Origin of the sequence: Kitasatospora kazusensis (genome assembly GCF_039529945.1) — a bacterium.
GTDB lineage: Bacteria > Actinomycetota > Actinomycetes > Streptomycetales > Streptomycetaceae > Kitasatospora > Kitasatospora kazusensis.
The window spans coordinates 1-14,112 of record NZ_BAAANT010000040.1; the positions used below are offsets into that span (position 1 = coordinate 1).

The 14,112-nt window shown below is 70.8% G+C and carries 11 protein-coding genes; 4 read left to right on the plus strand and 7 right to left on the minus strand.

Annotation, left to right across the window (positions count from 1 at the left end; translation table 11 throughout):
- Positions 1–200 precede the first annotated feature (200 nt).
- From ABD330_RS25860 to ABD330_RS25880, 5 genes are all read right to left on the minus strand, one after another.
- Positions 201–1,280 carry a DUF475 domain-containing protein gene (locus ABD330_RS25860; RefSeq protein ID WP_344468400.1) on the minus strand — a complete coding sequence of 360 codons (1,080 nt, stop codon included), beginning with the start codon at positions 1,278–1,280 and terminating at the stop codon, positions 201–203.
- 108 nt (positions 1,281–1,388) lie between these two features.
- Positions 1,389–1,964, minus strand: a complete 576-nt coding sequence (locus ABD330_RS25865; protein WP_344468401.1) for a TerD family protein — start codon at positions 1,962–1,964, stop codon at positions 1,389–1,391.
- Between the two features lie 312 nt (positions 1,965–2,276).
- Positions 2,277–2,852 carry a TerD family protein gene (locus ABD330_RS25870; protein WP_344468402.1) on the minus strand — a complete coding sequence of 192 codons (576 nt, stop codon included), beginning with the start codon at positions 2,850–2,852 and terminating at the stop codon, positions 2,277–2,279.
- Between the two features lie 390 nt (positions 2,853–3,242).
- Positions 3,243–3,701 (minus strand): peroxiredoxin, encoded by a 459-nt coding sequence (locus ABD330_RS25875; protein WP_344468403.1) that lies wholly within the window; start codon positions 3,699–3,701, stop codon positions 3,243–3,245.
- A 388-nt stretch (positions 3,702–4,089) separates the two neighbouring features.
- The gene (locus tag ABD330_RS25880) at positions 4,090–4,527 is read right to left on the minus strand and encodes a DUF3052 domain-containing protein (protein ID WP_280714548.1); all 438 of its coding nucleotides are present in this window, start codon (positions 4,525–4,527) and stop codon (positions 4,090–4,092) included.
- A gap of 580 nt (positions 4,528–5,107) precedes the next feature.
- Here ABD330_RS25880 and aceE point away from each other — a divergent pair.
- From aceE to ABD330_RS25895, 3 genes are all read left to right on the plus strand, one after another.
- Positions 5,108–7,858: a pyruvate dehydrogenase (acetyl-transferring), homodimeric type gene (aceE, locus tag ABD330_RS25885; RefSeq protein WP_344468404.1), complete on the plus strand. Its 2,751-nt coding sequence runs from the start codon at positions 5,108–5,110 to the stop codon at positions 7,856–7,858.
- Between the two features lie 133 nt (positions 7,859–7,991).
- Positions 7,992–9,308, plus strand: a complete 1,317-nt coding sequence (locus ABD330_RS25890) for a cryptochrome/photolyase family protein (RefSeq protein WP_344468405.1) — start codon at positions 7,992–7,994, stop codon at positions 9,306–9,308.
- Positions 9,309–9,577: 269 nt separating this feature from the next.
- Entirely contained in the window at positions 9,578–9,757 is a 180-nt protein-coding gene (locus ABD330_RS25895; RefSeq protein WP_344468406.1) for a hypothetical protein, read from the plus strand.
- On the opposite strand, the gene ABD330_RS25900 is transcribed toward ABD330_RS25895, so the two are convergent.
- Both ABD330_RS25900 and ABD330_RS25905 read right to left on the minus strand, forming a co-directional pair.
- Positions 9,750–11,432, minus strand: a complete 1,683-nt coding sequence (locus tag ABD330_RS25900; RefSeq protein WP_344468407.1) for a serine/threonine-protein kinase — start codon at positions 11,430–11,432, stop codon at positions 9,750–9,752. The genes ABD330_RS25895 and ABD330_RS25900 overlap by 8 nt on opposite strands.
- A 169-nt stretch (positions 11,433–11,601) precedes the next feature.
- Positions 11,602–13,212 (minus strand): MFS transporter, encoded by a 1,611-nt coding sequence (locus ABD330_RS25905; RefSeq protein ID WP_344468408.1) that lies wholly within the window; start codon positions 13,210–13,212, stop codon positions 11,602–11,604.
- Positions 13,213–13,413: 201 nt separating this feature from the next.
- Between ABD330_RS25905 and ABD330_RS25910 the strand changes: the two genes are divergently transcribed.
- A complete protein-coding gene (locus ABD330_RS25910; protein ID WP_344468409.1) occupies positions 13,414–14,088 on the plus strand; it encodes a TetR/AcrR family transcriptional regulator in 675 nt (224 codons plus the stop codon).
- Positions 14,089–14,112 lie beyond the last annotated feature (24 nt).

The following is a 14,112-nucleotide window of genomic DNA, read 5'->3' on the forward strand; positions in this document are numbered from 1 at the left end:
TCCAACGCCTCGAAGAACCTCGCCTTCAAGCCCTCAAAATCCACGATCCCCGCAACTCCCTGAATCCAGGGTGTTGCGGGGATCGCTAGAACCTGCCAGCTGGTGTGCGGGGGCCGTTCGCGTACCCGCGCCGTTCGCATGCCCGGCCCGGGGCCGTTCCGCCCCGGGCGCCACCGGCCGCGCCGGTCGGACGGCGCCGGTCAGGCGGAGTCGGGCTCCAGCTCCTGCTCCCGCTTGTTGCGGACCATCGAGGTCGCCAGGGCCGCGCCGATGAAGGCGACGCCGATCAGGCCGGTGACGATCTCCGGGACGTGGTACTTGATCGAGGCGAGCAGGATCAGCGCCAGCGCGCCGATCGCGTAGTGGGCGCCGTGCTCCAGGTAGACGTAGTCGTCCAGGGTGCCCTTGCGGACCAGGTAGACCGTCAGGGAGCGGATGTACATGGCGCCGATGCCCAGGCCCAGGGTGATCTGGAAGATGTTCTGGGAGATCGCGAAGGCGCCGACCACGCCGTCGAAGGAGAACGAGGCGTCGAGCACCTCCAGGTACAGGAACAGGAAGAACGCGGCCTTCCCGGCCACCAGGACGATCGGCTTGCCGCTCTTGGCGGCCTCCTCCTCGGCGGCCTCCTCGTCCTCCAGGCCGGACTCGAAGACGCCGGAGAGGCCGTTGACGGCGAGGTAGGTGGCGAGGCCGAGCAGGCCGGCCAGCAGAACCGTTTCGGCGTGCTCACCGGCGAACAGGTTGGCCGACAGGGCCAGCAGCACCAGGGCGATCACCGAGGAGAGCGCGTCCAGCTTGCCGATCCGCTCCAGCGGCCGCTCCAGCCAGCCGAGCCAGTTGAACTCCTTCTCCTCCAGTATGAAGTCGAGGAAGATCATCAGCAGGAAGATCCCGCCGAAGGCGGCGATCGCCGGGTTGGCCAGTGCCAGGAATTCACCGTAGGTGTGGCCGTCGTGCGTCTTGGAGGAGTCCAGCGCCAGGTCGATCACGGTGGCCGGATTCAGATGTGCCGTCAGGCCCACCACCAACAGCGGGAAGACCAGCCGCATACCGAAAACGGCGATCAGGACGCCGACGGTCAGAAAGATCTTCTGCCAGAACGGGTTCATCCGCTTCAGGACGGTGGCATTGACGACCGCATTGTCGAACGACAGCGAGATCTCAAGGACGGAGAGGATCAGGACGACGCCGAATCCCTGGGCTCCCCAGATCAGTCCTGCGGCGATCAAGCCGACGACCGTGATGGCGAAGGACCATCCGAATGTGCGGAGGAACACGGAGTCAGTTACCTTTCGAATTTCAGGCGGCCCGGCCCCGCGCGCCCCGGCCGGGATGGATTCCCGACCAGGACGATCCGGCGCCCGGAACCACCCATGACAGGGGCTTTACTGTACGTTTACCCCGAAGTCCAGAGCGATACCACGCAAGCCGGAGGCGTAACCCTGGCCGACCGCGCGGAACTTCCACTCGCCCTGGTATCGGTAGAGCTCGCCGAAGATCATCGCCGTCTCACTGGAGGCGTCCTCGGTGAGGTCGTAGCGGGCGATCTCCTGGCCGTCGGTGACGTTGACGACCCGGATGTAGGCGTTGGCGACCTGCCCGAAGCTCTGCAGGCGGGCCTCGGCATCGTAGATCGAGACGGCGAAGACCACCTTGTCGACCTGCACCGGCACCTGCTCCAGCCGGACCACGACCACCTCGTCGTCGCCCTCGTCACCGCCGGTGAGGTTGTCACCCAGATGCTCGACCGAGCCCTCCGGGCTCTTCAGGTTGTTGTAGAACACGAAGTACTCGTCGCCCATCACCCGCCCGCCGCTGCAGAGCAGGGCGCTGGCGTCGAGGTCGAAGGGGGCACCGGTGGTCGAGCGGGCGTCCCAGCCCAGGCCGATCTGGACCTGCGTCAGGTTCGGCGCGGCCTTGGTGAGCGAGACGTTCCCGCCCTTCGCGAGCGTGACACTCATGGCTGTACTTCCTCCAGTTCCCCCGTCGCCGGGGCTCCGTCATCACGGCACGCGACTCTCGCGTGCCCCACGGTGCCGCGGTCGGGCTCACCAAGGTGTATGCCATCGCGGTCCGTGACGGGTACTTACCGACCCGCTGAACTTGCTGAACTCCGCACCTCAGAGCCCCGGGAACCGACCGGTAACCAGCCCGGCGGCGGGCCGGCGGCAGGCCGGCGAGGGCCCGGAGACAGCAGAGGGCCGGGGCCGGCCGGAGCACGTGATGCGCTCCGGCCGGCCCCGGCCCACCAGACTATGCGTCAGGCCCCGGGGTCAGACATTCACCCCGAAGTCCTGCGCGATGCCGCGCAGGCCGGAGGCGTAGCCCTGGCCGATGGCCCGGAACTTCCACTCCTCGCCGTTGCGGTACAGCTCGCCGAAGACCATCGCGGTCTCGGTGGAAGCGTCCTCGGAGAGGTCGTAGCGGGCGATCTCGACGTTGTCGGCCTGGTTCACCACACGGATGAACGCGTTCCGGACCTGGCCGAAGTTCTGCTGGCGGTTCTCGGCGTCGTAGATCGAGACCGGGAAGACGATCTTCGTGACGTCCCGGGGCACCGTCGCCAGGTTGACCTTGATCGCCTCGTCGTCGCCCTCGCCCTCGCCGGTGAGGTTGTCCCCGGTGTGCTGGACGGAGCCGTCCGGGCTGGTGAGGTTGTTGAAGAAGACGAAGTTGCCGTCCGAGCCGACCTTGCCGGCCTCGTTGCAGAGCAGCGCGCTGGCGTCGAGGTCGAAGTCGGATCCGGTGGTGGTGCGGACGTCCCAGCCGAGGCCGACGAGCACGGCCGTCAGACCGGGCGCCTCCTTGGTGAGCGAGACATTGCCGCCCTTGCTAAGGCTGACACCCACTTGTCCTCCAAGAATCGGGAGGCACGCCCTGGTGCCCCCGGTGGTGCGGTCCCAGCCGCCCGGCCGTCCGCTCGGACGGACGCCCCGGTGACTGTCTCCTGTCAACGGCCCGATCGTAGTACCGGGTTCCCCGGTTCGAACGTGACGGGGCCGTATCCGGCGGTTCGCGTCGGACCGGCCCTCGGCCATGGGCCGCCGGAGGGACCCGGCCCGCGGCGGCAGGGGCAGTCGGGCGGCAGGGGCAGTCCGCCTCGCCTGTGCGGGGGCGCCGGAGACGGCCCCGGCCCGGCGCGGCCGCGACCCGTACGTCCGACACCTGGCGGAGTCGATCGGTACGCGGTCACGGCGGGGCCGGGCCGGGGGGTGCCCTACGGGCGGTCGGAGCGCTGCTCAGAGCGCGTCGACGGCCTCGAGGTAGGCCTGCTCGTCGCGGGCGTCCGGGAGGCCGTTGACGATCGACCAGCGCACCACGCCGGTCTTGTCGATCACGAAGGTGCCACGCACCGCGCAGCCCTTCTCCTCGTCGAAGACGCCGTACGCCTGGGCGACCCCGCCGTGCGGCCAGAAGTCGGAGAGCAGCGGGTACGCCAGCTCCTCCTGCTCGGCGAAGACCCGGAGGGTGAACGGCGAGTCGACGGAGACCGCGAGCACCTGGACGGAGTCGTTCTGCAGGCGCGGCAGCTCCTTCTGGATCGCGCACACCTCGCCCGTGCAGACACCGGTAAAGGCGAACGGGTAGAAGACCAGGACGACGTTCTTCTCGCCCTGGAAGTCGGAGAGCTTGACCAGCTCGCCGTGCTGGTTCTTCAGCTCGAAGTCCGGAGCCTGGGTGCCGACCTCGATGGCCATGGTGGGACCTTCCTGAACGGGTGCAATCGGATGCGATCGGCCGTACGGGCACCGCCCGGGACATCGGCGGCGGACGTACGGACGTACGGACGGCCGCGCAGGAGGCCGGCGAGGGGCGCGGCGACGCCGCGGTTCCCGCCGCTGCCGCACGGCCGGGACCGAACGGCACCTGGCGGGCGGCATCGCCCGTCGTCGGCCGGTCGGTCCTAGGCATCCTTGCATCCGTTCGGGGTGGTTACGCCGAACGAGTGAGACTGATGGCTCCACACCCCCATGATTTCGCCCTGGGTGAACAGTTCAGCGGGCGGCTCCTCCAGGTCGGCCGGGGAAACGCCCCGGCCCCGCTGGAGGAAGCTCCAACGGGGCCGGGGGTGGACTTGGGGGAGGCTCAGCGCTTGCCGGTCTTGGCCGCCTTCGGGGAGGCCAGGCGGGTGCCCATCCAGTCCTTGGCGAGGGACGCCGAGCTGGTCTGGGCGAGACCGGCCGTGCTGGCGGCATCGGCGATCTCGTGCGCCTCGACGTGCCCGTCACGGCCCGTCTTGGGGGTCAGCAGCCACACCAGGCCGCCGTCCGCCAGGTACTCAAGGGCATCGACGAGGGAGTCGGTGAGATCCCCGTCATCTTCGCGGTGCCACAGCAGGACGGCGTCGGCGACGTCGTCGTAGTCCTCGTCGACGAGTTCGGTGCCAGTGACCTCCTCGATGCCCTCACGGAGCTCCTGGTCACAGTCTTCGTCGTACCCGAGCTCCTGGACGATCTGGCCCTCTGCGAAGCCGAGACGGTGCGCCGGGTTGGACTTGTCCGCGGGGTCCGCGGTCGCGCTCACGGGAATAACCTCCAGTATTCGGCTCGGCATCCATGCCGAGTCTGTGGCCGTAGTCCACACGGGACAGGCGGTTCGCGCAAGTACCCGCCCCCCGATCCCACCCAAAGGTTGACGTCTCACACCAAGACACGCCGCTGGGTGTGTCAGGAATCACACCGATTTGCCCTGTTCCGTACGTCCCCATGATGCTGCACGGGCCGACCGATCGGAGACCTCCGTCCGGGGCCGCCGGCCGGACCACCGGCGGGGACCGACCGGGCCGAGCACCTGACCGAGATGCGAACGGCATTCGGGCTACGCCTCCCGGCGGGCGTAGAGTCTCCTGTTGGCCCTCACCTCGACCGGCCGCCATCGGACGGTCGAGAGCCTGAAAAACCTCAGGTACAGGTCGGACCACCTCTTCGTAAACACCCGGTGGCGAGCGGACGGCAGAGTCGCCCGAAGTGCGCCATCCAGCCGGTCCACCCATGGAATCCCAATGGGCGGAACGGTTACCCATCGGTAGAGATGACGGATCTCCGAGTTGCGGTACACGATGGAGGCGGCGCGACACACCTCAGACCGACAGTGAAGGAACAGCGTGGCTTCCGGATCCGATCGCAACCCGATCATCATTGGCGGCCTTCCGAGTCAGGTCCCGGACTTCGATCCCGAGGAGACCGCGGAATGGCTGGAGTCGCTCGACGCGGCCATCGACGAGCGGGGGCGTGAGCGCGCCCGTTACCTGATGCTCCGCCTGATCGAGCGCGCCCGCGAGAAGCGTGTCGCCGTGCCCGAGATGCGCAGCACGGACTACGTCAACACCATCGCCACCAAGGACGAGCCGTTCTTCCCCGGCAACGAGGAGATCGAGCGCAAGGTCCTCAACGCGACCCGCTGGAACGCGGCCGTGATGGTGTCCCGGGCGCAGCGCCCGGGGATCGGCGTCGGTGGCCACATCGCCACCTTCGCCTCGTCCGCGTCGCTGTACGACGTGGGCTTCAACTACTTCTTCCGGGGCAAGGACGCGGACGGCGAGTCCGGCGACCAGATCTTCTTCCAGGGCCATGCCTCCCCCGGCATCTACGCCCGCGCGTTCCTGCTGGACCGGCTGAGCGAGCGCCAGCTCGACTCGTTCCGCCAGGAGAAGTCGAAGGCGCCGTACGGCCTGTCGAGCTACCCGCACCCCCGGCTGATGCCGGACTTCTGGGAGTTCCCGACCGTCTCGATGGGCCTCGGTCCGCTCGGCGCGATCTACCAGGCGCGGATGAACCGCTACCTGGAGCACCGGGGCATCAAGGACACCTCCGACTCGCACGTGTACGCCTTCCTGGGCGACGGCGAGATGGACGAGCCCGAGTCGCTGGGCCAGCTGTCGCTGGCCGCGCGCGAGGGCCTGGACAACCTCACCTTCGTGGTCAACTGCAACCTGCAGCGCCTCGACGGCCCGGTCCGCGGCAATGGCAAGATCATCCAGGAGCTGGAGTCGCAGTTCCGCGGCGCCGGCTGGAACGTCATCAAGCTGATCTGGGACCGCAGCTGGGACCCGCTGCTCGCCCAGGACCGCGACGGCGTGCTGGTGAACAAGATGAACACCACCGTCGACGGCCAGTTCCAGACGTACGCCACCGAGACCGGCGCGTACATCCGCGACCACTTCTTCGGCGGCGACCTGCGCCTGCGCGCGATGGTCGAGAACATGACCGACAAGCAGATCCAGCACCTGGGCCGCGGCGGTCACGACCACGCCAAGGTCTACGCGGCGTTCAAGGCGGCCCGCGAGCACGTCGGCCAGCCGACCGTGATCCTCGCCCAGACCGTCAAGGGCTGGACGCTCGGCCCGAACTTCGAGGGCCGCAACGCGACCCACCAGATGAAGAAGCTGACGACCGAGGACCTCAAGCGCTTCCGCGACCGGCTGCACCTGCCGATCACGGACAAGCAGCTCGACGAGGGCTACCCGCCCTACTACCACCCGGGCAAGGACTCCGAAGAGATCCAGTACATGCACGACCGCCGCAAGGAGCTGGGCGGCTACATGCCGACCCGCAAGGTGCGGCCGCGCATGCTGGAACTCCCGGGCGACGACGCCTACAAGGCGGTCAAGAAGGGTTCCGGCAACCAGACCATCGCCACCACCATGGCGTTCGTCCGGGTGCTCAAGGACCTGATGCGGGACAAGGGCATCGGCAACCGCTTCGTGCCGATCGCGCCCGACGAGTACCGCACCTTCGGCATGGACTCGCTCTTCCCGTCGGCGAAGATCTACAACCCGCTCGGCCAGACCTACGAGTCGGTCGACCGCGATCTGCTGCTGGCGTACAAGGAGTCCCCGACCGGCCAGATGCTGCACGACGGCATCTCCGAGGCCGGCTGCACCGCCTCGCTGATCGCCGCCGGCTCGTCCTACGCCACGCACGGCGAGCCGCTGATCCCGGTCTACGTCTTCTACTCGATGTTCGGGTTCCAGCGCACCGGTGACCAGTTCTGGCAGATGGCCGACCAGCTCTCGCGCGGCTTCGTGATCGGCGCGACCGCCGGCCGTACGACGCTGACGGGTGAGGGCCTGCAGCACGCGGACGGCCACTCGCAGCTGCTCGCCTCGACCAACCCGGGCGTCGTCGCGTACGACCCCGCGTACGGGTTCGAGATCGCGCACATCATGCAGGACGGCATCAAGCGGATGTACGGCGCCACTGCCGAACACCCGCACGGCGAAGACGTCTTCTACTACATGACGGTCTACAACGAGCCGATCAAGATGCCGGCCGAGCCCGAGAACGTCGACGTCGAGGGCATCCTCAAGGGTCTGCACAAGTACGCGCCGGCCACGGCGGGCCAGATCAAGGCGCAGATCCTCGCCTCGGGCGTGGCGGTGCCGTGGGCCCTGGAGGCCCAGCGCATCCTCGCCGAGGAGTGGAACGTGGCGGCCGACGTCTGGTCGGCGACCTCCTGGAACGAGCTGCGCCGCGACGCGGTGGAGGTCGAGGAGTTCAACCTGCTGCACCCGGAGGAGCCGCAGCGCGTCCCGTACGTGACGGCCAAGCTCCAGGACTCCGAGGGCCCGTTCGTCGCCGTGTCCGACTGGATGCGCGCGGTGCCGGACCAGATCTCCCGCTGGGTGCCGGGTGCCTGGCAGTCGCTGGGTGCGGACGGCTTCGGCTTCGCCGACACCCGTGGCGCTGCCCGCCGCTTCTTCCACATCGACGCGCAGTCGGTGGTCCTGGGTGTGCTCACCGAGCTCGCCAAGCAGGGCAAGGTCGAGCGGCACGCGCTGAAGGAGGCGATCGACCGCTACCAGCTGCTGGACGTGGCCGCCGCCGACCCGGGCGCCGCGGGCGGCGAGGCCTGATCGGCCGCCGCATCGCATGAGTGACCGAGGGCCGGACTCCTTTCGAGGAGTCCGGCCCTCGGGCTTGTGTTCGACGGGTGAAGGGCGGGCGTGGCTCACCCGGCCGCCGGACGGCAGCCGGTAGCCATGACGGGTGACCGTCTCCATCGCCCTGTTCACCCAGGACCTCCGCCTGCACGACAACCCGGTGCTGCGCGCCGCCCTCGCCTCGGCCGAGGAGGTCGTCCCGCTGTTCGTGCTCGACGAGTCCGTCGAGGCCACCGGGTTCGCCGTCCCCAACCGGGCCGCCTTCCTGGCCGGCTGCCTGGCCGACCTGGACGCCGGACTGCGGGCCCGCGGCGGCCGGCTGGTGGTCCGGCGCGGCGAGGCCGTCGCCGAGACCGCCCGGCTGGCGGCGCTGACCGGCGCCGCCGAGGTGCACGTCGCGGCCGGGGTGAGCGCCTTCGCCCAACGCCGGGAGACCCGCCTCCGGGAGGCGCTCGGCGGGCGGTTGCGGGTGCACGACGCGGTGCTGACCGCGCTGGCCCCCGGCGCGGTCGTACCCGCCGGGAAGGACCACTACGCGGTCTTCACCCCGTACCTGCGCGCCTGGCAGCGGGCGGAGCGCCGGGGCCCGGTGGCGGCGCCGCGCACCGTCCGCGTCCCGGCCGGGGTCGAGGGCGTCGCCGTACCCGCCACCGCCGCCTCCTCCCCCGGGCTGGCCGAGGGCGGCGAGAGCGTGGGCCGGCGGCTCTGGCAGCGCTGGTCGGTGGACCGGTACGAGGAGCTGCACGACGACCTCGCGGGCGACGGGACGTCACGGCTCTCCCCCTACCTGCACTTCGGCTGCCTCTCGGCGACCGAACTGGCGCACCTCGCCGGGCAGCGCGGCGGCGCGGGCGCCGAGGCCTTCGTCCGGCAGCTGGTCTGGCGGGACTTCCACCACCAGGTGCTGGCGGCCCGCCCGGAGTGCGCCCGGGCCGACTACCGCCCCAGGAACGACGGCTGGCACCGGGACACCGCCGAACTCGACGCCTGGAAGGCCGGCCGCACCGGCTACCCGATCGTGGACGCCGGGATGCGGCAGCTGGCCCACGAAGGCTGGATGCACAACCGGGCCCGGCTGCTGACGGCGAGCTTCCTCGCCAAGACGCTCTACCAGGACTGGCGGGCGGGCGCCGCGCACTTCCTCTCGCTGCTGGTCGACGGCGACATCGCGAACAACCAGCTCAACTGGCAGTGGGTGGCCGGCACCGGCACCGACACCCGCCCGAACCGGGTGCTCAACCCGCTCGCCCAGGCCAGGCGCTTCGACCCGGACGGGGCGTACGTGCGCCGCTGGGTCCCCGAACTCGCCCACGTACCCGGCTCCGCCGTGCACCGCCCGTGGCTGCTGGACCGGCGCCCGGACTACCCCGGGCCGATCGTGGACCTGGCGGTCGGCCGCTTCCAGCAGGGCCGGGGTCACTAAGACCGACCGGCACATGGTGGGTGGAGGAAGGAGCGGCGTCCGGGCCGAGTCTGGGCGGTGCCGACGAGGAAGTAGCAGCGGAGCTGCGGCGACTGAGGAGAAGCCGTCCAGGCGACAGCCCGGGCGTCGCGACGCCGCCCACCATGTGCCGGTCGGTCTAAGGCGGGCCGGGCCCGGTGCGCACGGCAGGAGCAGTCCGGCGGGACAGCGGCGCGCGGCGGGCGCAAGAATCCGTATACGAGTCATCCCCGCACGGCAAGGAGAAGAGCATGCGGGACGAGATCATCGCGAGGGCCGGGTTCCTGCTCGGGGATCTGCACCTGCCGCCCCCCGACGCCCAACTGCGGCTCAAGGACTACTTCCCCGACCTCGAACTGGAGGAGCGCGTCCGGTACGTCCGGGAGGCCCGGGAGCTGGCGCAACGGGCCTCGGCGGCGGAGCTCAGCTGAGCGTGAAGGTGTTCAGCACGGTGCTGAACACCTGCTGGCCGTTCGACCAGTCCTGGGCCGGGGACCCGATGTAGATCGCGTACTCCGTCCCGTTCGCGGCGATGAACGCCTGGTCGGCCGCGTGCCGGGGGCCGAGCTGGGAGTCCGTCCAGCTGAACTCCCAGAGGGCGCCGTCGCGGCCCTGGTAGACGTCGGCCTGGAGGCCGATCCGGGAGTAGCCGGGCAGCGTGCCGACCGTCTGTTCCAGCTGGAGGAAGTGCGCCTGCGAGCTCTGCGCCGCGCCCGGCGTCAGGCCGAACCGGAGCAGGTGCACACCGCCGTCCGGCGAGTAGTCGATCTGCCCGTTCGTCTCGCTGCGCGTCCAGCCCTGCGGCACCGCGAAGCGGAATCCGGCCGGGTCGTCGGCCCAGCTGTATCCGGCGGGAGCCGCCGGGACGGTCTGGGCCGGCTGCGTGGCGGTGGCCGTGACCGTGGCGGCGGGAGCGGTGGAGGCGGGCGTGGGGGTCGTGGTCGCCGTCACGGTGACCGCTGCGGGGCCGCTCTGGGCCGGGGCGGTGGCGGCGGCCGGGTTGCCCTTGTGCGAGCTGCCGTTGACCACCGCGAAGACCACACCGCCGACCAGCAGCACCGCCAGAACGGCGGCCGCCACCACCAGCCAGGTCCGCCGCCCGCCCGCGCCCGTGTCCTGGAACGGCACCGGCGTCGCGGCCGGCGGCGGCGGTACCGCCGGCATCGACGGGCCGGGCAGCGGGGTGGGCGGAGTGGCCCGGGTCGGCGTCCGGGAGAACCCGGTCCGGTACGGGTCGCCCGGGCCGGCCGCCTCCGTCGGCGGGTGCAGCGCCGTGCCCGAGGTCCGGGCCGTGGCCACCTCCTGGAGCATGGCCAGCGCCTGGTCCGCCGTCGGCCGCTCCGCCGGGTCCTTGCGGAGCAGCTCCTCGATGACCGGGGCGAGCAGGCCCGCGTGCCGCGGCGGCGGCAACGGGTCGGTGATCACCGCCTGCAGGGTGCTCATGGTCGTCGTGCGGTGGAACGGCGACTGCCCCTCCACCGCCGCGTACAGCGTGGCGCCGAGCGACCACAGGTCGGACTCCGGGCCCGGCCGGTGGCCCATCACACGCTCGGGGGCGATGTAGTCGGGCGAGCCGACGATGTCACCCGTCCGGGTGAGGCCGGGCGAGCCCTCCAGCATCGCGATGCCGAAGTCGGTGAGCACCGCGCGGCCACCGCGCTCCAACAGGACGTTGGCGGGTTTGACGTCCCGGTGCAGCACGCCGAGCCGGTGGGCGGCGTCCAGCGCGGACACCACCTGAGCCCCGACCCGGGCCGCGTCGCGCGGCAGCAGGGTGCCTTCCGTGGCGACCACCTCGGCGAGCGAACGCCCGTCGATCAGCTCCATCACGATCCACGGGCGGCCGTCCTGCTCCAGCACGTCGTGGACGGTGACGACACCCGGGTGCTTGACCCGCGCCGCCGCCCGGGCCTCCTGCTGCATCCTGGACTGCAGACCGGGCAGCTCCGACTCCGGCACGCCACTGACGGACAGTTCCTTGACCGCCACCTCGCGGTCCAGCATCCGGTCCCGGGCCAGCCAGACCGTGCCCATCCCGCCACTGCCGAGCCGCGCGCCGAGCAGGTACCGACCCGCGAGCAGGCGTCCCTCGTCCTGTGAGCCCATACTCCAAAGTCTGCGACCCCTCCCCGCCCCGGGCGAACTGTGCGCTCGGCGATCAGCCACGCACCTCCCAGGGGCGCGGGGAACTGCGCGACCAGGCACCCACGAAGGTGCACGGTTGCGTGCGCAGTTCCCCGCGCCCCTGTTGTGGTTGCCCAAGTGCGTACGTGCCTCAAATGTGGACGGAGGGCCCAGCGGCAGCGGTGCCGCGCTTGGTGAGCAGCCCCAGGACGGCCGCCGCGAAGGCGACCACCGCGGCGACGGCGAAGGCCATCGACATCCCGCTGACGAAGGAGTGGTGGATGGCGGTGGCCATCCCCTGGACGGCCTGCTGCGGGGTGCCGGGCGGCATCGGCGGGGTGATGCCGAGCTGGGCGGCCTGCTTGAGCCCGTCGCCCTGCGGGCCCGGCGGCAGGGCCAGACCGGCCCCGGCCAGGTTGCCCGGCAGGACGGAGCCGACCTTGGAGGCCATCACCGCGCCCAGTACGGCGGTGCCGAGGCTGCCGCCGACCTGCATCGCGGCCTGCTGGAGCCCGCCGGCCACACCGGACAGCTCCAGCGGGGCGTTGCCGACGATCACCTCGGTGGCACCGACCATGACCGGGCTGATGCCGAGGCCCATCAGGACGAACCAGAGCGACATCACGCCGGTGCCGGAGCCGGTGTCCAGGGTGGACATCCCGTACATGGCGGTGGTGGTGAGCAGCATGCCGACCACGATCGGGATGCGCGGGCCGACCTTGCCGATGGCGGCTCCGGCGGCCGGGGCTCCGATGATCATCATGCCGGTCATCGGCAGCAGGTGGACACCGGCCTGGACCGGCGTCATGCCGTGCACGTTCTGCAGGTAGAAGGTCACGAAGAAGATCGCACCGAAGAACGCGAACGCCATCAGGACCATCAGCAGGGCGCCCGCCGAGAGCGGCACCGAGCGGAACAGGGTGAGCGGGATCAGCGGCTCCTGTGCCCGGGTCTGCCAGAGGGCGAAGGCCACCAGGGCGACCAGCGCGCCGCCGAGGAAGAGCCAGGTGGTCCCGGCGCCCCAGCCCCAGGCCGGGGCCTTGATGATGCCCCAGACCAGCAGGAACATCGCGGCCGAGAGCAGCGCTATGCCCGGGACGTCGAAGGACTTGGCGGCGTTCGCGGCCCGTACGTCCCGCAGGATCCACAGCCCGAGCGCCACGGCGGCCAGGCCGACCGGGATGTTGATGAAGAAGACCGACTGCCAGCTGACGTGCTCGACCAGCAGGCCGCCGACGATCGGGCCGGCCGCCGTGGAGGCGCCGATGACGCCGGCCCAGATGCCGATCGCCATGTTCAGCTTCTCGGCCGGGAAGGCGCCGCGCAGCAGGCCCAGGGCGGCGGGCTGGAGCAGCGCGCCGAACAGGCCCTGGAGGACGCGGAAGGCGATCACGGTCTGGATGTTGGTGGCGAAGCCGATCGCGGCCGAGGTGGCGGCGAAGCCGGCCGCGCCGACCAGGAAGGTGGTCCGGTGGCCGAACCGGTCGCCGATCTTGCCCGCGGTGATCAGGAAGACGGCGAGGGCCAGCAGGTAGCCGCTGGTCACCCACTGGATGTCGGCGGGCGAGGCGCCCAGGTCGGTCTGGATGACGGGGTTGGCGATGGCGACGACGGTGCCGTCGAGGGCCACCATCATCACGCCCACGGCGACCGTGAGCAGGGTCAGCCACGGGTGGCCCCGCAGCCCGCGCGGCCCGGCGGGCGGCGCCTCGGCCGGCGGCGGGGCGTCCGTCCGCTCGGTCCTGGTGGTGGACTGGCTCATCTTCGGCGCCTCCGGGAGCTGTGGGACACGGGGTGGCGCCCCGGCCCGCACCCGTCCCCACGAGTCCTCCGGCCCGGCGGCGCCACCTCACGGAGATTATGTCAGCCTCTGCCATTCGGCAAACGCTGTCTTGTGCTAACGGCTGACATATGTCAGGCGGCTATCGTTGTGCCCATCACCGGACGTCGGAAGGCTCTCCCCATGGCCGTGCAGCTCACGGACCCCGCCCAGCCCCACCGGGTCCCCGGCCTGCGCGAACGCAAGAAGCAGCGCACCCGGGACGCCCTGGTCGAGTCCGCCCACCGGCTCTTCCTGGAGCAGGGCTACGCCCGCACCACCGTGGACGAGATCGCCGCCGCCGTGGACGTCTCACAGCGGACCTTCTTCCGGTACTTCGCCAACAAGGACGAGGTCGCGCTCGCGATCCTGGCCGACGCCGAGGACCACTTCGTGGCCAACCTGCGCGAGCGCCCCGCCGCCGAGAATCCCCTCCAGGCCTTGCGGCACGCCATCGTCCGGACCTGGCGCGAGCTCGGCGGCTCCCCGGACGGCCGGCCGAGCAGCATCACGGCGGCCCTGGAACTGATCCAGCTGATCGAGAGCACCCCCACCCTGCTCGCCGCGCACCTGCGCCGGATCACCGAGCAGGAGCAGATCGTGGCCGGGATCCTGGCCGAGCGCGAGGGCCTCGACCCCGCCGTCGACCTGCGTCCCCGGGTGATGGCGGCCGTCTTCGGCGGCGTCCTGCGCTCGGCGCACCTGTCCTGGAGTGCCGAGGTCGAGAGCTCGGGCTCCGAAGGCATGATCAACCTGATCGAGCGGCACTTCGACCAGCTCGGCCCCGCCCTGGCGGGCGACTGGCGGCCCGCCGTCTAGAGGCCGTCCGGCCGCCGGGCGGCA

Bases quoted from the DNA above. Each gene is read 5' to 3' on its own strand.
- ABD330_RS25865 (WP_344468401.1), bottom strand. From the start codon at position 1,964: ATGAGTGTCACGCTCGCGAAGGGCGGGAACGTCTCGCTCACCAAGGCC.
- ABD330_RS25875 (WP_344468403.1), bottom strand. From the start codon at position 3,701: ATGGCCATCGAGGTCGGCACCCAGGCTCCGGACTTCGAGCTGAAGAAC.
- ABD330_RS25895 (WP_344468406.1), top strand. From the start codon at position 9,578: ATGCGGGACGAGATCATCGCGAGGGCCGGGTTCCTGCTCGGGGATCTG.
- ABD330_RS25900 (WP_344468407.1), bottom strand. From the start codon at position 11,432: ATGGGCTCACAGGACGAGGGACGCCTGCTCGCGGGTCGGTACCTGCTC.
- ABD330_RS25905 (WP_344468408.1), bottom strand. From the start codon at position 13,212: ATGAGCCAGTCCACCACCAGGACCGAGCGGACGGACGCCCCGCCGCCG.
- ABD330_RS25910 (WP_344468409.1), top strand. From the start codon at position 13,414: ATGGCCGTGCAGCTCACGGACCCCGCCCAGCCCCACCGGGTCCCCGGC.